Annotated in this window: 20 protein-coding genes; 7 read left to right on the forward strand and 13 right to left on the reverse strand. The window is 40.2% G+C overall.

Translation table 11 applies throughout. From position 1 onward, the window contains the following. Positions 1 to 149: 149 nt before the first annotated feature. Positions 150 to 833 carry a phosphoribosylaminoimidazolesuccinocarboxamide synthase gene (locus tag ACSVDJ_RS18055; protein ID WP_439167755.1) on the reverse strand — a complete coding sequence of 228 codons (684 nt, stop codon included), beginning with the start codon at positions 831 to 833 and terminating at the stop codon, positions 150 to 152. A gap of 113 nt (positions 834 to 946) precedes the next feature. Between ACSVDJ_RS18055 and ACSVDJ_RS18060 the strand changes: the two genes are divergently transcribed. After that, complete coding sequence (locus ACSVDJ_RS18060; RefSeq protein WP_439167757.1) at positions 947 to 2,848, forward strand: tetratricopeptide repeat protein; 1,902 nt, start codon at positions 947 to 949, stop codon at positions 2,846 to 2,848. Positions 2,849 to 2,865: 17 nt separating this feature from the next. Here ACSVDJ_RS18060 and ACSVDJ_RS18065 read toward each other — a convergent pair whose 3' ends face one another. The 7 genes from ACSVDJ_RS18065 to ACSVDJ_RS18095 all read right to left on the reverse strand — a co-directional run bounded on the left by ACSVDJ_RS18065 (position 2,866) and on the right by ACSVDJ_RS18095 (position 11,291). Continuing rightward, positions 2,866 to 5,076, reverse strand: coding sequence for a sensor histidine kinase (locus ACSVDJ_RS18065; protein WP_439167759.1), 2,211 nt, complete (start codon positions 5,074 to 5,076; stop codon positions 2,866 to 2,868). Next, positions 5,054 to 5,746: a response regulator transcription factor gene (locus ACSVDJ_RS18070; RefSeq protein ID WP_439167761.1), complete on the reverse strand. Its 693-nt coding sequence runs from the start codon at positions 5,744 to 5,746 to the stop codon at positions 5,054 to 5,056. Before ACSVDJ_RS18070 ends, ACSVDJ_RS18065 begins: the two co-directional genes overlap by 23 nt. Positions 5,747 to 5,877: 131 nt before the next feature. Further along, positions 5,878 to 7,620, reverse strand: a complete 1,743-nt coding sequence (locus ACSVDJ_RS18075; protein ID WP_439167762.1) for an SIR2 family protein — start codon at positions 7,618 to 7,620, stop codon at positions 5,878 to 5,880. Between the two features lie 158 nt (positions 7,621 to 7,778). Continuing rightward, positions 7,779 to 8,192, reverse strand: a complete 414-nt coding sequence (locus ACSVDJ_RS18080; RefSeq protein WP_439167764.1) for a DoxX family protein — start codon at positions 8,190 to 8,192, stop codon at positions 7,779 to 7,781. A 222-nt stretch (positions 8,193 to 8,414) separates the two neighbouring features. Next, positions 8,415 to 9,020 carry a response regulator transcription factor gene (locus tag ACSVDJ_RS18085; protein WP_439167766.1) on the reverse strand — a complete coding sequence of 202 codons (606 nt, stop codon included), beginning with the start codon at positions 9,018 to 9,020 and terminating at the stop codon, positions 8,415 to 8,417. Positions 9,021 to 9,040: 20 nt separating this feature from the next. After that, positions 9,041 to 10,126 (reverse strand): sensor histidine kinase, encoded by a 1,086-nt coding sequence (locus ACSVDJ_RS18090; protein ID WP_439167768.1) that lies wholly within the window; start codon positions 10,124 to 10,126, stop codon positions 9,041 to 9,043. A gap of 19 nt (positions 10,127 to 10,145) precedes the next feature. Beyond that, positions 10,146 to 11,291 carry a DUF418 domain-containing protein gene (locus ACSVDJ_RS18095; protein WP_439167769.1) on the reverse strand — a complete coding sequence of 382 codons (1,146 nt, stop codon included), beginning with the start codon at positions 11,289 to 11,291 and terminating at the stop codon, positions 10,146 to 10,148. Between the two features lie 372 nt (positions 11,292 to 11,663). On the opposite strand from ACSVDJ_RS18095, the gene ACSVDJ_RS18100 reads away from it, so the two are divergent. Further along, positions 11,664 to 11,771, forward strand: coding sequence for a cache domain-containing protein (locus ACSVDJ_RS18100; RefSeq protein ID WP_439167950.1), 108 nt, complete (start codon positions 11,664 to 11,666; stop codon positions 11,769 to 11,771). A gap of 84 nt (positions 11,772 to 11,855) precedes the next feature. Here ACSVDJ_RS18100 and ACSVDJ_RS18105 read toward each other — a convergent pair whose 3' ends face one another. Beyond that, entirely contained in the window at positions 11,856 to 12,878 is a 1,023-nt protein-coding gene (locus ACSVDJ_RS18105) for a GTPase (RefSeq protein WP_439167770.1), read from the reverse strand. Positions 12,879 to 13,054: 176 nt separating this feature from the next. Between ACSVDJ_RS18105 and ACSVDJ_RS18110 the strand changes: the two genes are divergently transcribed. The 3 genes from ACSVDJ_RS18110 to pepT all read left to right on the forward strand — a co-directional run bounded on the left by ACSVDJ_RS18110 (position 13,055) and on the right by pepT (position 15,765). Further along, positions 13,055 to 14,122 (forward strand): YeeE/YedE thiosulfate transporter family protein, encoded by a 1,068-nt coding sequence (locus tag ACSVDJ_RS18110; protein ID WP_439167772.1) that lies wholly within the window; start codon positions 13,055 to 13,057, stop codon positions 14,120 to 14,122. Positions 14,123 to 14,146: 24 nt separating this feature from the next. Then, positions 14,147 to 14,371 carry a sulfurtransferase TusA family protein gene (locus ACSVDJ_RS18115; protein WP_100401396.1) on the forward strand — a complete coding sequence of 75 codons (225 nt, stop codon included), beginning with the start codon at positions 14,147 to 14,149 and terminating at the stop codon, positions 14,369 to 14,371. 161 nt (positions 14,372 to 14,532) lie between these two features. Beyond that, positions 14,533 to 15,765: a peptidase T gene (gene pepT / locus ACSVDJ_RS18120; protein ID WP_439167774.1), complete on the forward strand. Its 1,233-nt coding sequence runs from the start codon at positions 14,533 to 14,535 to the stop codon at positions 15,763 to 15,765. Positions 15,766 to 15,834: 69 nt separating this feature from the next. Here pepT and ACSVDJ_RS18125 read toward each other — a convergent pair whose 3' ends face one another. Both ACSVDJ_RS18125 and ACSVDJ_RS18130 read right to left on the reverse strand, forming a co-directional pair. Beyond that, positions 15,835 to 16,710, reverse strand: a complete 876-nt coding sequence (locus ACSVDJ_RS18125; RefSeq protein WP_439167776.1) for a class I SAM-dependent methyltransferase — start codon at positions 16,708 to 16,710, stop codon at positions 15,835 to 15,837. Then, positions 16,707 to 17,267 (reverse strand): DUF1836 domain-containing protein, encoded by a 561-nt coding sequence (locus tag ACSVDJ_RS18130; RefSeq protein WP_439167777.1) that lies wholly within the window; start codon positions 17,265 to 17,267, stop codon positions 16,707 to 16,709. Before ACSVDJ_RS18130 ends, ACSVDJ_RS18125 begins: the two co-directional genes overlap by 4 nt. Positions 17,268 to 17,398: 131 nt before the next feature. Between ACSVDJ_RS18130 and trhA the strand changes: the two genes are divergently transcribed. Then, positions 17,399 to 18,046 (forward strand): PAQR family membrane homeostasis protein TrhA, encoded by a 648-nt coding sequence (gene trhA / locus ACSVDJ_RS18135; protein WP_439167779.1) that lies wholly within the window; start codon positions 17,399 to 17,401, stop codon positions 18,044 to 18,046. 52 nt (positions 18,047 to 18,098) lie between these two features. Here the strand turns inward: trhA and gltS are convergent, their stop codons facing one another. Together gltS and hutG are read right to left on the reverse strand one after the other, a co-directional pair. After that, positions 18,099 to 19,292: a sodium/glutamate symporter gene (gltS, locus tag ACSVDJ_RS18140; RefSeq protein WP_439167781.1), complete on the reverse strand. Its 1,194-nt coding sequence runs from the start codon at positions 19,290 to 19,292 to the stop codon at positions 18,099 to 18,101. Further along, the gene (hutG, locus tag ACSVDJ_RS18145; protein ID WP_439167782.1) at positions 19,289 to 20,260 is read right to left on the reverse strand and encodes a formimidoylglutamase; all 972 of its coding nucleotides are present in this window, start codon (positions 20,258 to 20,260) and stop codon (positions 19,289 to 19,291) included. Before hutG ends, gltS begins: the two co-directional genes overlap by 4 nt. Positions 20,261 to 20,390: 130 nt before the next feature. On the opposite strand from hutG, the gene ACSVDJ_RS18150 reads away from it, so the two are divergent. Continuing rightward, positions 20,391 to 21,275, forward strand: coding sequence for a LysR family transcriptional regulator (locus ACSVDJ_RS18150; protein ID WP_439167783.1), 885 nt, complete (start codon positions 20,391 to 20,393; stop codon positions 21,273 to 21,275). The last annotated feature ends 12 nt before the right edge of the window (positions 21,276 to 21,287 follow it).

A 21,287-nucleotide genomic window follows, 5' to 3' on the forward strand; every position in this document is an offset into this window, starting at 1 on the left:
TTTTTATCATTATACCCACCAAAGTGGTGAAACGAAAACTAGGTTTATTGCAATTTTTTTATTATTTTGAAATTATCCTCAATAGTACTTCTTGTTAAGGTGACTGATTTATACAAAAAAGGCGCCAATCTCTGGCACCTTCTCTTTTATTAGTTCTCCAACATCATCTGTTCTAATGTCAACGGCTCAATATACTCACCATGCTTATAAGCACGCATATTACCACCAGAAATCTCGTCAATTAATACAATTTGCCCATCAGCTAAACGGCCAAATTCAAATTTGATGTCATATAGTTCGATGTCTTTTTTCGCTAATTCCTCTTTCACTGTGTGAGCAATTTTCTGTGTTAGCTCTTTCAACACTGCATATTCTTCTTTTGTCAAAATCCCCAACATATCAAGAGCGTCCTCTGTAATTGGCGGATCTTGACGATCGTCATCCTTTAATGTCACTTCCACGAAAGCGTCTAACGCTTGACCTTCTTCTGCATACATGCCATAGCGACGAAGAAAGCTTCCAACTGCTCGGAAACGGCAAATCACTTCTAGCCCTTTACCGAATACAGTCGCTGGTTTCACGGTCATAGTCGCTTCTTCAATATTGGCATCGACATAATGAGTCGGAATCTCTTTTTCTTGTAAAACTTCAAAAAAGTGTTTCGTTAAGCGAAGCCCCGCGCGGCCTGCGCCTTCCATCGTTAAACCAACTGTGTTAGCTCCTGGGTCAAACACTCCATTTTCTCCCGTGACATCGTCTTTAAATTTTAAAAGATAATTGCCATCCTCTAGTGCATAAACATCTTTTGTTTTCCCTTTGTAAGTTAGTTTCATCAATTATTCCCCTTTTATAAATTTTTCGAATCCTTTCTTATTATGCAATAATTTCATTCCAAAAAGAATCGTAAAAATGAAGATTCCTGTCACTCCGATTGTAGAAATTTGATATGCTTAAGAAAAAAGTCGAGAAAGGAGTGGAACAAACTGTGGAATTGTTAGAAAAAGCACGAACCGCAAAAGACAGTCAAACCGCCGTGCCGTATTATGAACAGGTCGAACATAAATGGTTTGAAGCGAAAGACTTTGCTGTGTATGCAGAAGGCCTCCACTATATAGGGCGAACACCTGAAGGCATCGCTATTATTGAAACGGGGCTAAAGCGCTTTCCAGATGATGCTTACTTAAACGGGGTGGCTGGTCATATTTTTAGAGAAGATCATCGCGAGGAAGAAGCGCTGATCCTTTTAAATAAAGCAATTAGCCTAGCAGATTATTATTGGTATTATTATACAAGAGCGCTCGTTCATCAAGATTTAGGATGTATTGATGAAGCATTAGCTGACTATAAACAAGCGATTAAGCGTGAAGAGGAGCTCGGTCACCCACAAGTGAATTCTTCTTGGTATGAATATGGCTGCGTGTTATTTGATCATGGGTTTGTCGACAAAGCACTAGCTGCTTTTCAACAGGCTGTTCAATCAGAAGATCATGCTGTTCCGATGTTTTATTACCGTTTAGCGAAAACCTACGAGGAAAACGATGAACTAGATGCTGCTTTAGAGAACATGGAGAAAGCCCAACAGCTCCTTACCCTTTTTCAATCCATGGAGGATGAAGGCTTGCAGCTATATTGGGATCGAGCCCGCTATTCCGCTGATGCCGTACATACTTTTCAATCGATCATTAAAGAGGGCTTTGACTTTTTGCCCGATTACGCTCATTTGTTGCTTGAAACCGGTCAAGCAGAAGCGGCGGAACAAACATTAAATGAGGCGATCCATCGCTATCCCGATGCCTTTAGCTTATATATTGAACGCGGAATCCTTCTATTTGAACTAGAAAAATACGAAGAAAGCTTGGCCGATTTTCATCGAGCACAAGAGCTAGATTCAAACGATCCCGACCCTCAATATTGGTTAAGCCGCGTGTATTATTTCTCGGGAAATTTACATCAAGCACTCGTTCATTGTCATGAGTTAGTCAAGTTAGATAGCGAAGATACGAGCGTATACAAGCTAAGAGCCCAACTTTATGAAAAACTCGGTCGCTTTGAAAAGGCAGAAGCTGATTACACCACTGCTTTAGAAAAAGAAGAGGTTGGCAAGGATCAAACGTTACGCGAAAGAAGCTTCGTACGCTATCAGCAAGGAAAGTTTGAACAAGCCTACGATGATTTACGATCCGCTTTACAAGAGAATCCATCACTAAATGAAGTGAGCGAGTACGCGCTCGACGAAGGAATGGCACTGCTTGGAATGGGATTTTTAGAAGAGGCGGAACAAGCCTTCACGAAAGGAATCGAGCTAGAGCCTGATTCACCTGTCATTTTAGAAAAACGAGCACGCTGTCGACTTTCCCAAGAGAAACTCCAAGAAGCACTAGAAGACTGCGATGTAGCGATAGAAATAGCGCCAGAATATACAGCTTTATATCATTTGAGAGGCTTTATTCATTTACGTATAGGACAGTTAGAGCAGGCGCTAACTGATATTGAGCAGTTTATTGAACGCGCTCCAAGTAGCTTTCAAGGATATGTCACTTTAGGATTGATCTATGAATCACTCGGGAAAGATGAAGAGGCAGAGGAGCTATATAATATGGCTATCACGATTAATGCTTTTATACCCGAACCCTACTATCGAAGAGCCTTCATCCGTGCAGAGCAAGGGCGGCTCGATGAGGCTGCCTCCGACTACGTGCAATGGGTGTCTTTATACGGTAAAGAACTGTCTACCGATACATGGCCCTTGCTACTTGAACAAATTGAAAACATCGATAAGGCTGTACTCAAACTAGCTCAAAAGAAAATGAAACAACTTTACGGAAAAACCCCGCATCTTCTATCGTGAAGAATGCGGGGCTTTTATTAATAGGCTATATCCAATGAAACAGTCACTTTGAACAGGTCACCGTCTACTTCAATATCAAGCTGCCCGTCGTGTAAATCAATGATGGATTTAGCGATAGCGAGCCCTAGGCCTGAACCATCTGTATGACGAGAGCGATCACCACGTTTAAAGCGTTCAAATAGTTCATCGAGATTGTCACCGAGCTCGTATTTCGTCACATTTTTAAACGTGATTATCGCTTGATCCCCCTCCGTTTTCATCGAAATATACACTCTCGTATTTTCCAACGAATATTTCAAGATGTTGCCGATTAAATTATCAAACACTCGCCAAACTTTCTGACCGTCCACATAAGCGTAAACAGGCTCCTCTGGATTGGTCACTCGAAAATGCAAGTCAGATTCACCGATCGTTTCGTTGTATTCCGCTAATGCTTGCTGAAGCAGTTGAACGAGATCGGCTTTTTCTTTAACCAATTCAGCATTTCCGCTCGCCATTTTCGATGCTTCAAATAAATCATCAATCAATACTTTCAGCCGCTTCGATTTACGGTCGATAATCTCGGTATAAGCTGCTCGTTCTTCTTCTGCCAGACCCGGTGTTTTCAACAGCTCCGTATAAGAAATAATCGAAGTGAGTGGTGTGCGTAAATCATGACTGACATTCGTGATTAGTTCCGTTTTTAGCCGCTCACTTTTCGCTTGTTCTCTTTGCGACACCTTGACCCCTTGCTTCAATTGATTCATATTTTCCGCCATTTTCGCAAACACTGACTTCCCTTTGACCGGAAGATCCGATTCTGGATATCCAGCCGCCACCCTCTCTGTATGCTGAGCGATTTGGTTAAAATAAGCGATACGCTTAAATAATAGAAAAAGGGTAGGTGTGGTAACTGTTGCAAATAAGAATAGATAAATAACGAGAACTTCATAACTGTTATAAGCAATGACGATCGGCACCCCAAAACCAGTGAAAAAGAACACCGACAACAAAAGGAATAATTGCACACCAACCGAACGAACTTCAAAGACATTTTTCACTAACTCGATGAATCTCATGAACAAACTATTTTGCCACTCTACTTCTATCCCTGAGCCTTCTTTGGCGCGTAGCCATAATAGCTTTACTTGAAACCATACAACTACAGTACCTATCACTGATGGAAGTAAATTAAATAAAAGAAGTTCCATCCATAATGATGGGGTATCTATATAATAAAAAGACTGATACGAACTTAACACAATGAGTGTAATAAAAGCGGTAATCATCAACATGATGATACTCACATCTACCGGAATTCTATTGTAATAAAACCCCATTTTATCAACAATAGCAACTGGGAGCACGGTCGTCTTGCGGCTTATTAGTATGCTAATGACTAATGCAAGCAACCCGCCAATGACAAAAATATAAAATTGCCTCTGTTCATTTTTGAAATAATGATAATCTATGATAACGGGTGCTGTATCACGCGCATGTTTCGTAACGGCAATCCTGCCTTCATACGTGCCCCCTGCTGCTGCCTCAACCTCTATCCCAAAGTCTGTATGACCGTAAGAACTGTCCGTCATTAAGTAGTTCGGCGAATCATACTTTTTAATATGAAACATATCCTTTTCATTAAATACATCACTAAGCGAGCCGCCTGCCAAATTAACATTCGTATACGCTTCACCTGTAGCCGTATTTTTCAAATAATATTTAAATACTTCCCCATAATCATCAAATTGACGACGTTCATTTTGATGGGTCACATAAAACTCATCAATCGCTTTTTCTTTTTCTGCTTGAATTTTTTTACGCACGTAGTCATCACTTTTAAAGTTATTCGTGACGTCTTTAATTTTCTTATCTCTTTCCTCTTCGTACATTTTGGCCACTTCTTGATTTTCCGCTAAAAGAGCCTCTTGAATCTTCTCTGCATACTGCTCTTTAATCGTCGTTACTTGCTCTGATAAACCTCCATAGCGAGTGCGATGCTCTTCAATTTCCTCTTTCGTAACGGTAATCTTCTTCTTCGCTTCTTCCGCTGTTACACTATTTAACTCATACATATTTAAATTGTTGATAAACTCGTCAAGTTGATCTTCAAATTGACGAGTATCAAAATAATCTTTTTTCAAATACATACTTCCATGATTTATGAATGCCATAACCGCACTTAATCCATATGTAAATAACAATAGCCAACCAATAAACTTTAAGCTACTTTTCCATTTTGTATCCAATTCCCCACACCACCTTTAAATATCTTGGATTTTTCGGATCGATTTCTATTTTTTCTCTAATTTTACGAATATGAACAGCCACTGTATTTTCAGCATTATAGCCAGGCTCTTGCCAGACACGTTCATAAATTTCATTAATCGAAAACACATGACCAGCATGAACCATTAACAATTCCACGATTCTATACTCGGTCGGCGTCAATTTAACTGCCTCTCCATTGACCGCCACTTCCCTTGCCGACTGATCAAGCGTTAATCCATTTAAATCAATGACCTGCGTCACGCCTTCATATGTGCCTAATCTGACGTATCGACGCAGCTGCGACTTCACTCGCGCCACTAGCTCCATCGGGTTAAACGGCTTCGTCACATAATCATCCGCCCCGACTTGCAAGCCTAAAATTTTATCGGTATCTTCACTTTTGGCACTAAGAATAATGATCGGAATATTTTTTTGTTCCCGAATTTTGAAGGTCGTCGCAATCCCATCGAGCCGCGGCATCATCACATCCAAAACAATGAGATGAATCGGGTGCTCATTCAACTTTTCAATCGCATCGATGCCATCCTCCGCTTTGATAACGGTTATGCCTTCATTTTTTAAATATATTTCGATCGCATCGCGAATTTCTTTTTCATCATCGACAACTAGCACATTGTATTGGGTCATTTTTCCTCACACTCCTTTCGAAAGTATATCATGCGTTCGTTACTGTGATTATAGCGAGCAAATCTTAATAAACGCCCAGCATAATTCTTAAGACTTTCTTAAAAAAAAGAACCTGCTTCGCGACAGGTTCTTTACTGATTTCCAATATACGCATGGACCAACCCATGGCCATTGTCCTCTAAATCTTTAGCGAGCTTCTCAAGAGCAACTAGAAAGGCTTCTCTACTTCCGTCACAAATGGCCAGCACCGGCCAGCTATAATCCTCTCTTCCTTCCTTCAAAAAACGAATGAGATGCTCGCGGTTGCTATTAAAGCCAAAGCGCCCGCACATATAGCCTTGTTCCCCGCTATGACGATATTTAATTGCTCTCAGTAATTCAAAAATGTCATAGTATCGCTCAAACTCCGCTTCATCAAAAGCCAGTTGTGTGTCAATGAACACTTTTTTCATATATGGATAAATAAAAACGGTTTCCATCGGCAAATGATAGGCTTTGTCGGAGGAAACGTAGTGAAATAAACGTCCAAGACCTAACGAGGGAGAGGTGTATTTCAAAAAGGAAAGCTGATGACTGTAAGGATCATGCACTTTCGGGCGGGTAAAAAGCAAGTTGAGCAGGTGATAATTTTTCTTCATCACAGCCGCAATGCCGACGCTGTAAAGAGCAGCTTGAAGCGGCATTTGCTGCAAGCTAAGCAGATGAGGTTGTCCACGATGCCGTCTCGACCCGGTCAACCGCTCTAATGTTTGCATGAGGAGTACCTCTTGCCCCTCTCTCTTCATATAATACGACAGAACCGCAAGCAACATCGATAACGCTCGACTTTGCTCCTTCACCGTTTCAATTTTTTCCGTCACAGACTCTGGAGTAATATGACCGTCATATTTTTGCTGTACAAGAAAAGACACAACCTCTTTCGTATGCTCCGTCACCATCTCACGCAAGTCGATTTCTTGATCATCCGTTATATACCGCTTGATTCGCTTCATTTTAATTTGAATATGCTCAGGGCTGATTCGCTTCACCTTTGATATATTGGACACATTTTCATACAAGTCGCCAAAGAAATGATCGGCGCCACGCGTATCAACAATTTTGCATGCATCACGAAATTTAATGAGTTCCTCCGCATGAGGAGTTAAGTTTTCTGTAAAGGCTTGCCAGTACCACGAATAGCGCCGTCCCTTCACCGATTTAATAATATCGCGCAAAGCGGTATCCCATTCAGCGGACCAGCCTGAGACAATGACACCATATTCATCAAACACCCGATGAATCATACTTTCGAGTGATTCCGAATAGTGATCCAGTTCATCTGTCACATTTTTAAAACGTGTATCACGATAATCTCCGTTAATTTTCAAAATCGTACATTGGGCGTGAGCGAGCGGCTTCATCCCTTCGATATCCGTTTGATGATATACCGTTTGATATTGAATGCTGAGCTCGTCTAAGGCATGCTCCAATAACCGATCAAAATTGGTCGTCACAATCACTTTTACATATCCTTTTTGAACTAATTTAGCGATCGCATGATGAGCATCGGTTGGGATCTTTTGCTGCTCCTTCATCTCTTCAGCTGTCGGTTCGAAAAATTCTTTTAACAAACCGTTGCGCTCTGACGATGTTTTCGCCAATATTTCAATCACTTCATTATATAAAGGTGCTTTCCCATACTTTTTTTCATACCATTCCATTGAATCTTCCTCATTGTCACCGCTCACCTGCATCATCCGCCGACAAAGCTCACGCAACACCCCACGGCCTGTAGGGATTCCCGCTGCATAAGAAATACCAGAGCCAAGCAGTAATGCATATACCCCTTTATTTGCTTCTACTGAAAAAGCTAACGATAATAATTTCTCATCCACTCTATGGCGGCCTCCTCTCTAAACGAAAACATGGAACAATCAATGTAAATATGTATATGAATCACTTCTCGAATCTATACCCGAAACCCTCTAATTTTACTTTTATTTAACATAGAAAAGGCATCCCACTCAATCACAGCAGGATGCCTTTTCGACCATTATTTTTCTTTGCTATTTTTCCCAAGAACAAGTTGATCCAATGAATAAAGGGAACTACCTGCAATAGCGAGATAAGCAGACATTGCCATTAAGGCTAGATCGAGTTCGTAACCAGCCATTTCGCCATTTCCCATAAATCCAGCTGCTAATTTCACTTTTGAAATAGCTACAAGCATCACAATGACAAGTAGACCAGCAATAATACGTGTACCTAATCCTAAAATTAGTGCCGCACCGCCAACTAATTCAACGGCAGCCACAATGTATGCCATAAAGCTTGGAATCCCAATGCTATCAAACCAACCAGCAATGTTCTCAATTCCTCCTTGAAACTTCGCCAACCCGTGAACAAAAAATGTCAAACCTAAAATCACTCGTAAAATAAGTGCACCTAACTCATGCTTCTTCGTCATGTTGAAAATCCCCTTTCTGAACAAATAATTAATTGATTACTTTTCGTAACTTACTCTACAATAACAATTTTGTTTCGTCAAGTAATAAAAACAAAAAAAGTTAATAGCCACTATTTCGACTATTAACTGAATTTGGTTTGAGACTCTTGAATTATATAGTTGGATCTAAGTGCAGAAGCTATTTCTTTATTATATTCTGCTTTGAAAAGGATGATTTCCCCGCTAAATCCACCCTTTCTCCTCCGCAATTCGCGTCGCCTGTTGTCTCGAATCTGTTTCTAGCTTTTGAATCGCAGAAGATAAATAATTACGGACAGTTCCATTAGTTAGAAACAATGTCTTGGAAATTTGTCTGGTTGTCATCCCCGATCCAGCCAATCTTAATACTTCCTGCTCCCTTTCCGTCAAAGGATTGGCTTCATTTATAAAAAGGGCTGCCGCCAAATCCGTGCTGATGGCTCGTTCGCCATTCATGACTTTTCGAATCGCAGCAATTAAAAAATCAATCGGTTCGTCCTTTAACAAGTATCCTTCAACCTTTAAATCCATTGCCTTTTGCAAGTAGCCGGGACGAGTAAACGTCGTGACGATCATGATTTTGCATGGATGACCTTCACTTCGTAACTTCTCTGCAATTTCCAGTCCTGTAACATAAGGCATTTCAATATCAAGCACACACACATCTGGCTGCAGTGATTCAATGGCTACTAATGCTTGTTTGCCATCTGCTGCCTCCGCAACCACTTCAATATCCTCTTCTAACTTTAACAGTGAGGCTAGTGCACCGCTTAACATTTTTTGATCTTCCGCTAGAACCACTCGTATCATCTTGCTTCTTTCCTTTCTTTCTAAACTGGAACTTGTAATGTCACTGTGACGCCACCCTTTGCGCCTTCTTCAATAACCGCCTGTCCGCCAATTAATTTCATTCGTTCCTTCATGGATGACAAACCACTCCCACTCGATACTTGTTGTAGTCCTATACCATTATCAATTAATCGGATTAAAACAAAATCATCTTCATCTGTAACCGTTAACTGACAATCTCTCGCCTGACTATGCTTCATAATATTCGTCACAGCCTCTCTAATAGACAAAGCCGTCATCGTTTCATTTAATTTTGACAAAGGTATATGTGCAATCTGTCTATCCACTTCAAAGTTCACACCAGCAACAACCAATGCTTTTTCCGCATACCGCAACTCTTCATCCAATGACACCCATCTCATCGTCTCCACCATTTCTCGCACTTGCTTCAGTGCCGTTCGCGATGTATTCCGAATATCTGTCAGTTCCTGCTTTGCTTGCTCTACATCTTTTTCCATCAACCTCATAGTTAATTCACTTTTTAATTTAATCATCGTTAACGTTTGACCAAGCGTATCGTGAAGATCCCTAGCAATTCGGTGACGTTCCTCTTCTTGAATTAAGCGTTCATTCGTACTGCTTAACTCTTGCTTCAACTGTTTCGCTTGCTCTTTGGCAAAAATAACGATCGGTAGCGCTAACTGAATCATCATGATAGGTAGTTCCACTGTTTGCAAAAAAGCGATCGGGTTATCATCTACCATCCCATGCACAGTAAAAAACACACCCACAATCGCAATTATTCCAATGACCAGATGTCGTTTCAAATAAGAGCGTCCTAATAAATCCGCAAAAATCATACCGTAAAGCAGTAGCCAACTATCTATCACCACACTCAAGATACCAAGGACCATGAATCCTAATAAACAGGCACCTAGTAGCTTTCCATCTCGGTGCCATAGCCCCATATAAAAGGCAAACAAAAACACCATAAATAATAATAAATGCCCCGTTAAGCCAATCGTACTTTCAATCGTCACTAGATGATAGAATAAGAAAACGATCGCAATGACATCAATTAGCAAGTATTTCTCCATTTGATCAGATGGATATATTTTATTTCTCATCACATGTTGCCTCCAGAAGTTACACCTTTATTAAGCGAACTGCATATTTACGTGCTGTCTCCATCGGGCCAAAGGAAAGCTTCTTTAACCAAAGCGAGGCAAAAGTAAGCTGAAAGATCACGATCAAAAACCAAATCAGCACAACATCAAGCCCTCCTACTTTCCCACCAAGACCTATGCCCCATCCATAAAAAATAGTCGTTCCTAAAATATTTTGTAGCACATAACAAGTAAGCGACATTTGCCCTACTTGTTCAAGGCGATGCCATAACCAAAAACGCTGATGACGTTCCACAAGCCAAGCAATCAGTCCGACATAGCCAAGCGACAACACCGGTGCAAACAAGTAACGAACAGGAAAATCAAAGACACCGCCAGGCACGAAAATCAGCAAATTCAGCGGTACACCAACAATAAGTCCCCACTTCAACATGCGTGATCTCCACACTTTCCCTGTTTGATCTGGAGAAAACGCTCCTTTCCTCATCAAAGTAACCCCAAGTAAAAACAAAAAGATATTCATTGGAATCGTAAAAATTACTTCTCCTCGTAGCCACATAAAGTTGTTGATTCGGTATTGAACTTGCGCAAGCCAGCTTCCTTCTTTATACAGCCGAACCGCCTCATCCATATTTCCGAACGAAATATTAGCACCTTGTAAATTGGCAAATATCGTACTAACCATTATCAGCACAATCATGATAACGTGGAAGCTTCCCATCCCGATCATCGCTCTTTTGATCGCACGATCTCCTCGCTTCACAATGAAGGCGACAATCATCGCCGTCACGCCATAGCCCATCAAAATATCGTACTCCATAACTAAAATGAAGTGGATCAAGCCCTCGAGACATAAAATCAGCGATGTCCATAAATAAATACCAGGCCAAGCAGCTTTTTTCCTTAAGGATTGCTGGTACTTCATCTCTAAACCGACCCCAAACATAATCGTCAATAATCCAAGTAGCTTCCCATTGACTAAAAATAAAACAAACAGACGGATGAAATCATTGAAAGAAGCCCACCATTCATTGTGATCAGCTGTAAAGAGATATGACAAATCGCCTAGATAAGCAAAGATCCAAATATTCGTCCCTAACGTCCCCAGTACCGCAAATCCTCTTAAAATATCAAGAAGGCGAATCCTTTTTGTTTTAACTTCCACTTAGTTCCCCTCATTTCCTGCATTTGTATCTTCATTCTATCTTTTTAAAAAAAGATTGGTATTTACAGGAATAAGCAGTTTCAAATGACAGCTGTCATATAATAAATTGAACCCATTGTACAAAAAAAGAAGCCTTCGCTTTTACACGAACACTTCTTTCTACGGTTTATCCCCTGTCAACCAAGCTATCAAATAACCAATGAACATTATAATAAAAAACAATAGTTTCATGAGCCAAGAACTAAGCATGGTCCTCACCCTTTAATTTTTTCCATTATTATACCATTTTGCAATTAATCATTGAAATATTTGTCCTAATAACCAACAAAAAGGAATCGATGTTGTCCACTATTCCGATGAGAGCGATAATTCCTGGGAAATAAAAACGTCAACGGCAAACTGTTCGTTCAGGAAGTGATTAATAAAGCTCAAAACGACGGCGGATTTACGACTTATGAATGGAAGCTACCGAACAGCTAAACGAAGCGGGTGATGAACTGAAACAAAAAATTTATAAACTGCGACTATAAAGTATGAAAGACGAGACCATCCTCGGTCTCGCCTTTAGCTTTCTATTTGTTGTTTATAATTTTTTCGCTTTTTATATTTTTTATACAGTTCAAAAATAATTTCTTGATCAATCGGTAAATCGTTCTCATAAGCGTATTTGACTCCATACCCTAGTGCGAGAGTAAGAGATGAAGCAACTAGTCCACCTGCGATCGATCCAGCTCCAGGGACGAATTTAACAATTTGTCTATATGCCGTTTGCCCTGCTGTTTTTGTCGCTGTGACAATAATTAACTCTTTCGCCGCCTTTTTCGTCAATGGCTTGTCGTAAAGAGTCGCTAACTTCAATGTAAGCCCCACTTGAAGAGCAGTTAAAGGAACGACATCCGACCCAGGTATCGGTGAGGCACCAATCACTCCTGCAGACACTCCTGCCGCGTTAATCCAGCGTTTAGCAGCAGTAGATTTATCTTGTAAGCTTTTTGCGAATAGGATGTCTTTCCCCTTTTTTTCGAGTAGCTCCAATATCCGGTCCTTTAATATATCAATGTTTTGCCCTGTTTTAGAAGAGATCGGCACCACATCGTACTGACTGCCTGCATGCTGTTTAATAAACGTCACTAAGCTGTCTATATCCTCAGCGGCATCAATCTTATTTAGTATGATCAAGATATTTTCATTATGAGCCGCAATCTCTTGAAACTTCGCTTTTTCGCTATCCGAGAACACAGTACCTGCCGCATTCGTGAAAAACAGAATGATGTCTGCTTCGCTAATAAATGCTTCTGTTTTCTTCGGATTCTCATCATTTGGATCATTTAACCCTGGGGTGTCCATTAATTTTATTTTTTCCAATCCCACTAAATTGTAAGGATCTATACTAACCGTCTCTCCCGGTTGGGGATTGGTTTTCGCGACATCCTTGCCGATGATTTTATTAATCGTTGATGACTTTCCCGCATTCACTTCTCCAACGAGTGCGATCAATAAATCTTGATCGAGTTGCTCATGAATCTTCTTCACTTCTTCATCAAATGCTGTATCTACACTTTGGTGGAACGCTTTCTCCTCATTCATGCCACAACCTCCATTTGTATTCTCTATCTATACGTTGCCCTATACTCTCATCTTGTACTAATCCCATATAAAAATCAAACGATTCAAAAATATATTTTTCCACTAATGCCTACTTGAATTATCGGATTAAAAGGATTATACTACTTTTACTAAACATTTACGTAAGGAGTGTTCATATGCTTCAGCTGATTTTAACAGGTTTATTATGCGGAGGTTTACTCGGATTCGTCATGCAGCGTGGACGTTTCTGTGTTACTGGAGCATTTAGAGATATGTATGTAACGAAAGATCACCGGATGTTTGTCGCTTTTTTAGTGGCAATTTCGATGCAAAGTATCGGGGTCTATTTGCTCCATTCATTCGGAATGATTCAATTTGAATTAGGAAATTTCATGTGGTTCGCCACTATTTTCGGCGCATTCGTATTTGGAGTTGGTATTATCTTCGCTGGTGGTTGTGCGACAGGTACATGGTATCGAGCTGGTGAAGGATTGATTGGTAGTTGGATCGCACTTGCTACTTATATGGTGTCAAGTGCGATGATGAAAAGCGGGCCTCTTAGCTCTTATGCCGCTTCCATGCAATCTCATCAAGTAGAAGCACAAACGATTCACGGAACACTTGGCGTTTCTCCATGGGCATTAGTTGCTCTTCTTGTTGGTATTACAGGCTTGCTCGTCTGGAAGCAATTATCGAAGCCAACCGTGAAAATTCCAACAATGAAGCCTAAGAAAACAGGGCTTGCTCATCTTTTATTCGAAAAACGTTGGAACCCTCTATTCACTGCGATCCTCGTCGGTTTGATTGCTATTGCTGCTTGGCCGTTAAGTGAAGCGACTGGAAGAATGTTTGGACTTGGAGTCACAACGCCAACAGCTAATATCTTGCAATACGCCGTGACAGGTGATAGCTCATTTTTAAACTGGGGTGTGTTTTTAGTCATCGGTATTCTCATCGGCTCATATGTAGCCGCTAAAGGGAGCGGCGAATTCCGTTTTCGAGTACCTGATGTGAGCACTTGCCTTAAAAGCGCGTTCGGCGGTATTTTAATGGGCGTTGGTGCGAGTCTTGCTGGTGGCTGCTCGATCGGAAACGGCTTAGTCGAAACCGCTCTATTCACATGGCAAGGATGGATTTCCTTACCGTTCATGATTCTCGGTACTTGGACAGCAGCTTACTTCACTATCGTTAAACCGAGACAAAAAGCAATGAAAAAAGTAAAAGTGAGCACGCAAACGGCGTAATCATACACATAGGAGGAAAACATTATGCAAAAGAAATTAGAGGTACTAGGAATGGTTTGCCCTTTCCCATTAGTAGAGGCAAAGGAAGTAATGGCGGAGCTTGCTAGCGGTGACGAATTAACGATCGACTTCGACTGCACGCAAGCAACCGAAGCAATCCCGCGTTGGGCGGCTGAAGAAGGACACGAAGTCACGAACTTCGAACAAAGCGGCGATGCTCAATGGACGATTACGGTGAAGAAAAAATAACATAGCAACTGCTGCTACTTTACGAAAGCTAAGCCACAACGGTTTAGCTTCTTTTTTTCACTTGAAATTATATTCAAAACAATCAATCTTCAATCTAATGGATTGAAGATTGATTATGGTAAAATAAAAGATAAACATTTCCAAAAGGAGTTGTATTTACAGTGAAAAACGAATTACTGAAACGCTTTACTTCCTATGTAAAAATTGATACACAATCAGATGAAAATAGTCCAACGACTCCTTCCACTGAAAAACAGTGGACGTTGATTCACATGCTTGAAGAGGAGCTAAAAGAAATCGGCATGGAAGAAGTGACCGTTGATGAATACGGGTATTTGATGGCAACATTGCCTGCTAACACAGAAAAGGACGTCCCTGTCATCGGGTTTTTAGCTCATGTCGATACAACGCCTGATTTTACCGGAAAAAATGTTCAGCCTCAAATCGTTGAAAATTACGATGGACAAGATATCGTCTTAAACGAAAAATTACAAATCATCTTGTCGCCAAAGGATTTCCCCGAATTACCACAATATAAAGGGCATACACTTGTAACAACAGACGGCACGACTTTACTCGGTGCCGACAATAAAGCCGGTGTAACCGAAATCATGACGGCGATGGCTTATTTAATCAACCATCCAGAAATTAAGCATGGAAAAATCCGTGTAGCGTTCACTCCAGATGAAGAGATCGGCAGAGGACCGCATAAATTCGATGTCGATGCGTTCAATGCCGCCTTTGCCTACACGATTGATGGCGGACCGCTCGGTGAACTTGAATATGAAAGCTTTAATGCCGCTGGAGCGAAAATCATCATTAAAGGAAAAAATGTTCATCCAGGAACCGCAAAAGGAAAAATGATTCACTCCTCTAAAATCGCAATGGAACTACATGCGCAATTACCAGCAGAGGAAGCACCGGAATATACAGAAGGCTACGAAGGCTTCTATCACCTTCTTGCCATCAATGGTGAGGTAGAACAAACGGAAATGGAATACATTATCCGCGACTTCGACAAATCCAACTTCCAAGCAAGAAAAGACGCGATGACTCACATCGTCAAAAATTTGCAAGAAGCTTACGGTGAAGACCGCATCATTCTCGAAATGAACGACCAATATTACAATATGAGAGAAAAAATTGAACCTGTGAAGGAAATTGTCGACACGGCGTATGAAGCGATGAAAAACTTAGGCATCGAGCCAATCGTCAAACCAATCCGAGGTGGCACTGATGGCTCGCAACTATCTTATATGGGATTGCCGACACCGAACATCTTCACTGGCGGCGAAAACTTCCACGGTCGCTTTGAATATGCTTCCGTAAATAATATGGAAAAATCCGTACAAGTCATTGTCGAAATCGCGAAATTATTTGAAGAAAAAGCATAACATTGCAACACCGATTTATCAGTATCCTAAGCCAACCTAGCCATAGAAGCAGGTTGGCTTTTATGTACGTTAACGCATGAAAGGCTTTAGCTGTTGATAAGCTGTACGCTCAGGCTCCCAATATAACAGAGCCGCATGAAAATCATGCTTGTAACGATAGGTTCCATTTTGTTCTGTTATATATTTTTCAAGCACTTTTTCCACATGCCGATCATCTACATATTCACTTAAAATCTTCGCTTTATTTTTCGTGATTAATTGTTCAAAGGAGCTGAATTGATAGGTTCTTTCAAGGGGAATGATTTTACAATTGGCGTAAATACCCATTTCATACAATATATTTTGTAAATGTATGTAATCTCTGCGCGGATATTTAATTTTATAGCCGTACTCTTTTTCTAAATCCAAGTAATGAGGCTGAATCGGTCCTGATGTCATGCCGATGATCGCCAAGCGCTTAGCTGATTCTTGAATATTTCTTAACGTCTTTTCGATCTGATACATGCGATAAAAACAATTCATTCCAAACACCACATCATATGTTTTGGAAACGACATGCTCTTCCCATTTGTCTGCAATAAACTGCATATGATGGAATTGCTTTTTTTCACTAGCTCGCTTTAAAAATTCTAATACACTCGCCGAGCTATCTACACAGGTCACATTGTTGGCCTTTTCAGCTAGGAAAAACGTGTAATTCCCCCATCCCGGACCAATTTCTAACACCTCATCTTCCGGCAAAATTAATGTGTCCAAAAAGCCTTGAATCTTTTTCGCATAAGGATCTTCATTCGCCTCCACCGTTTTCTTGTCTATTAATTGCTGCCAAAAGGCTTCTTCCAGTTCATCGTTCACGATGCGCTCCGGGAGCACTCCGTCCCAATTCCTCATTCCCTCTTTCCATAATTCAACAAAATTAATGTTGTCATTTACATCAATTTTCATGATTCCACCTCCAAATCATCCACTAGTTTTTCTGCTACTTTTCTATATAAATTGCTCATATGGACAAGCGAAGCAATCATAAGAACTTGCTCAAGATCTTGATCCACCTCTTCCATTTCTTGTTGAACTGCTTTCATCTGTGTTTGGATATCGTTCTTGAAATGCTCCACATTTTGATTCGCCAGACTCAAATAGCTATTATAGAACGAATCTAAATCTAACTGTTCATTTTCAACTTTTTCATTGACCCCTTGAAGCGTCTGCTTAATATCATTAATCGATAACGCTCCCTTTAGCTGATAAATCAAGCTAATTAACAAAATATGCTCCTTGGAATATTTCTTTTGTTTAATCGGGAAAAATAGCTTTCCTTTCGCATAGTTGTTAATCATTGTTTTCGTTAACACTTTCTCTTCTTCACTTCGCTTTGAACTGCTGAATGTATTTTCAAAAAGTTGAATCACTTGATCCATATACAAGTCAATATTCGGTATATCCTCTAAAGTCACTTGATTGTCTAAACCTAGCTTCGTCATAATTTCATTGATTTTCTCCATGTAAAACCTCCACCTTTCCCGATTATTATACATAAATATAATTTACGGGTAAATGTTGACTACATAATGAAATTATAATATTATTTTATGTAGTATCAATAACTACTTAATAGAACTAGGAGGTATAAGATATGAATCTTTATATAAGAGAACCGATTAACGGTTTAACCCACTTAGCTGGAGCGATATTATCTTTTGTCGCCTTGTTAGCCATGGTCATTAAAGCCTCGCTCACTACAGGTTCAGCGATCGCCATCGCAGCAGTCACCATTTTTGGCATTAGCATGATGTTGCTTTACAGTGCATCCGCCACGTATCATATGGTTATTGCCAAAAATCATGTCATTGCGGCATTAAGACGACTCGACCACTCGATGATTTTCGTATTAATTGCTGGTTCTTACGCTCCTTTTTGTCTCATTAGCCTGAACGGTGCTGGCGGTTGGAGCTTATTTGCAATCATCGCCCTTACTGCTATATGTGGTGTCGCTTTTAAGCTGGTTTGGTTTCAATGTCCGAGATGGCTTTCTACGATGCTATACATTGTGATGGGATGGATGATTATATTTGCGATCTCGCCGCTATCAACTAATTTAAGTACTTCCGGTTTGCTTCTATTAGTCCTCGGAGGCATATTCTATACAATTGGCGGCATCATTTACGCCTTTAAACCGAAATGTCTTTCATTTAAACACATGGGCTTCCATGAAATATTCCATATCTTCATTATGCTCGGCAGCACCGCTCATTTTCTAAGCGTTTTTCTCTACGTTTTATAAAAATAAGGTCATATTTTCATCATTTTAAAACGATGAAAATATGACCCTCTTATTATTGGAACAAGTTAATACTCGTAAGGATGATTGGTACCGCGAATACGTCGATAAGAAAGGCACCAACGATCGGTACGATTAAATAAGCCTTTTGCGAAGGACCAAATTTTTGCGTAATCGCTGACATGTTCGCCATTGCATTTGGTGTTGCACCTAATCCGTGCCCAGTAAACCCTCCGACCATGACAGCGGCATCATAGTCTTTACCTAGTAAACGGAATAATACAAATACGCCCATAATAACAACAAACACGACTTGGACTGCAACGATAATGAAAATCGGAAGAGCTAAGTCGGCCACTTCCCATAATTTAACGCTCATTAACGCCATGGATAAGAAAATACCTAGCGTGACATCGCCAATCAAATTCACGCTTCTCATATCGATCACACGGTCATTTACACGGTCTAATACATTTCTTACAATGACGGCGACAAACATCGCGCCTACATAACTCGGAAGAACTAATTTTGTTTTCTCAGAAAATACTTCTCCTAAATAAGTACCTAACGCCATACAAAACGTAATTAATAACACTTGCATAATAAACGTATCCGAATGAATAGCTGCTTTCTCTTTGTCTTCAAGTTCAACAGCAGCTGCTACTTCCTGCTCAGCAGGTGTTAAATTGTATTTGGAAATTAAATATTTCACTGTCGGCCCACCGATTAGTCCTCCTGCTACTAAACCGAGCGTAGCAGCCGCCAAGCCAATCGTTAATGCTGAATCTACCCCCATCTCTTCCAGTGTCGTTCCAAAAGCAGTAGCTGATCCGTGTCCACCTTCCATTGAGACCGCCCCCGACATAATTCCAAGTAACGGATCAATATTTAATAGAGAAGCGACTGAAATACCAATTACATTTTGCATAAGAGCTAAAAACCCACAAGCAAGCCAATAAATGACGAGCAGCTTCCCTCCTAATTTCACAAGTTGGAAGCTCGCACCTAAACCAACTGTCGTGAAGAAAGCTAGCATAAACAAGCTTTGTAAAGAAGTATCTAATGTGAGTTCAACAATACCCGTCGCTTTTAAGATCGTCGCAATCAGAGCAAAAAGCAAGCCGCCAACGACCGGTGCTGGTAAACAAAACCTTTGAAAGACGCCTACTTTTTTTACTAAAAAGGAACCGATAACGAGTAACGCAACTGCTAAAAATATAGTTGTGACTTGATCGAATTGAATGTTCATCCTGTTTCCCCCTTAAAAAAACTCATGATGGCTTCGTTAACTAATTGAGCGGCTAGATTGACTGTACGGCTGTTTTCATCTAATGAAGGATTCACTTCTGACACATCAAATGAAAGGGTTTTTTCTAGCTGTGTAATGTAGCTGATCAACGTGCGAACAGCAAATGGGTCTAATCCAAACGGCGAGGGAGCACTTACTCCCGGAGCATAAGCGGCATTTATGACATCCGTGCAAAGGGTAAGAATGACATAATCATGTTGAGCTGCAAACTGATCGATCACTGAGAAAATATGAGGAAAGTTCCCATTCGTCACTTCATCTTCTAAAATGTAATCGCATTCAAAACGGCTCGCAGTTTCAAATAACGCTTTCGTATTTCCGTATTTTTGAATGCCAATAGGTAAATATCCGCAATTCGAATCTTGATCTAAAATTTGTTTAAACATCGTACCAGATGATGTCTGTTCATCATAAGGTCTTAAATCAAAATGAGCATCGATATTAATGATTCCTAAAGAAGCATCCTTGCCGATAAATTCTCTTACTCCTAAGTAATGTCCATATAATGTTTCATGCCCGCCACCTAAAATAATTGGTGTGACTTTACTAAATAATAGTTTAGCGACATAATTCCCTACTTCTTGCTGAGCCTGCTCAAGCTGTCCGTTTTCACAAGTCACATTTCCCGCATCAACAATCGAACCCTCCTCTGGGCCATGCCAAGGAAGCTTAGCTAATGAAGTTCTAATCGCATTAGGTGCAGCGGCCGCTCCTATTCTTCCTTTATTTCTTCTTACTCCCTCCTCACATTCAAAGCCGATGATGGCACATTTGTTGCTCTCATCCTGCACAAGCTCTTCTGCTTTTAAATCACATAATTGAACTACTTGATGAAGTCGATAGCTTGTTTGATCTGTCACACTATCTACTCGACCTATCCATACATCTTGTTTTGCAGCGTTATACATTACTCTCTCCCTTTCTGAAATTTCCGATTAAATATATTGTTTAAAAAAATTATATAGTAATTTATTTATATTTTCTAATATAATTATTTTATAATTTTATAATTAAAAACTATAAATAGGAGGTACTCTGATGGATTTAAGAAAAATGCGCTACTTCATTACCGTTGTCCAACAAAAAAGCTTTTCAAAAGCCGCTGAAATTTTACACATTTCTCAACCTTCACTAAGCAACGCCATTATGAAACTAGAAGATGAAGTCGGCTTTCCTTTATTAGAAAGAAACACAAGAAACATTCGCCTCACGCAATCGGGTGAAATGATGTATATGCGAGCACTTGAACTGATTAACGATTTCGACAATTTAAAACAAGAAATGAGAGAGGTGAAGGAAATAGGGAATGGACAATTATCGCTAGGTTTGATCGAATCCGCTAACTATTGGTTACCTAAAGTGATTCATCGATTTAAAGCTGATTACCCTCAAGTTCAAATAAAGTTCAGCGAATTGCTCGGTGTAGATGAGGTCCAAAAATCATTGCTTAATTATGAAACACATGCAGTCATTACGAATCAATTAGTTTCTCATGAAGCTTTGTTGACACACCCTATTTATCATGAACGCCTTGTCCTACTCTTCCATCGAGATAGTCCATTGGCAAAATTACAACAAATCACGATGAAAGACTTAGAGAAAGAGCCTTTTATTGTTAGTACGACGGGCTTTCAAACTCGACAAGATATTTTACAAGCCTTTGAAAAAGAACAAGCTACACCCCGTCTGATGTACGAGATTGAACGCTTTGAAACAGCCTGTAGCCTAGTGGAAGAGGGGCTAGGCATTACGATCATTCCAGAGAATTACGCAAATAACGCCATCTTTCCAACTATTTGCATGCGTTACATTGACTCAGAATGTTTAACAAGGACTGTCTATCTTGCCTATTCTAAAGATAGATATCTTCCTCCATATATCCATAGCTTCTTAACTCATACGAAAACATACTTTGGAGCCTAGACGAGACATTTC

Source organism: Bacillus sp. Hm123 (assembly GCF_051842975.2).
Lineage (GTDB): Bacteria > Bacillota > Bacilli > Bacillales > Domibacillaceae > Bacillus_CE.

Coding starts and splice junctions, on each gene's coding strand:
- ACSVDJ_RS18055 (WP_439167755.1), bottom strand. CDS start 833: ATGAAACTAACTTACAAAGGGAAAACAAAAGATGTTTATGCACTAGAG.
- ACSVDJ_RS18060 (WP_439167757.1), top strand. CDS start 947: ATGCTTAAGAAAAAAGTCGAGAAAGGAGTGGAACAAACTGTGGAATTG.
- ACSVDJ_RS18070 (WP_439167761.1), bottom strand. CDS start 5,746: ATGACCCAATACAATGTGCTAGTTGTCGATGATGAAAAAGAAATTCGC.
- ACSVDJ_RS18080 (WP_439167764.1), bottom strand. CDS start 8,192: ATGACGAAGAAGCATGAGTTAGGTGCACTTATTTTACGAGTGATTTTA.
- ACSVDJ_RS18085 (WP_439167766.1), bottom strand. CDS start 9,020: ATGATACGAGTGGTTCTAGCGGAAGATCAAAAAATGTTAAGCGGTGCA.
- ACSVDJ_RS18090 (WP_439167768.1), bottom strand. CDS start 10,126: ATGAGAAATAAAATATATCCATCTGATCAAATGGAGAAATACTTGCTA.
- ACSVDJ_RS18105 (WP_439167770.1), bottom strand. CDS start 12,878: ATGAATGAGGAGAAAGCGTTCCACCAAAGTGTAGATACAGCATTTGAT.
- ACSVDJ_RS18110 (WP_439167772.1), top strand. CDS start 13,055: ATGCTTCAGCTGATTTTAACAGGTTTATTATGCGGAGGTTTACTCGGA.
- ACSVDJ_RS18115 (WP_100401396.1), top strand. CDS start 14,147: ATGCAAAAGAAATTAGAGGTACTAGGAATGGTTTGCCCTTTCCCATTA.
- ACSVDJ_RS18125 (WP_439167776.1), bottom strand. CDS start 16,710: ATGAAAATTGATGTAAATGACAACATTAATTTTGTTGAATTATGGAAA.
- ACSVDJ_RS18130 (WP_439167777.1), bottom strand. CDS start 17,267: ATGGAGAAAATCAATGAAATTATGACGAAGCTAGGTTTAGACAATCAA.
- trhA (WP_439167779.1), top strand. CDS start 17,399: ATGAATCTTTATATAAGAGAACCGATTAACGGTTTAACCCACTTAGCT.
- gltS (WP_439167781.1), bottom strand. CDS start 19,292: ATGAACATTCAATTCGATCAAGTCACAACTATATTTTTAGCAGTTGCG.
- hutG (WP_439167782.1), bottom strand. CDS start 20,260: ATGTATAACGCTGCAAAACAAGATGTATGGATAGGTCGAGTAGATAGT.
- ACSVDJ_RS18150 (WP_439167783.1), top strand. CDS start 20,391: ATGGATTTAAGAAAAATGCGCTACTTCATTACCGTTGTCCAACAAAAA.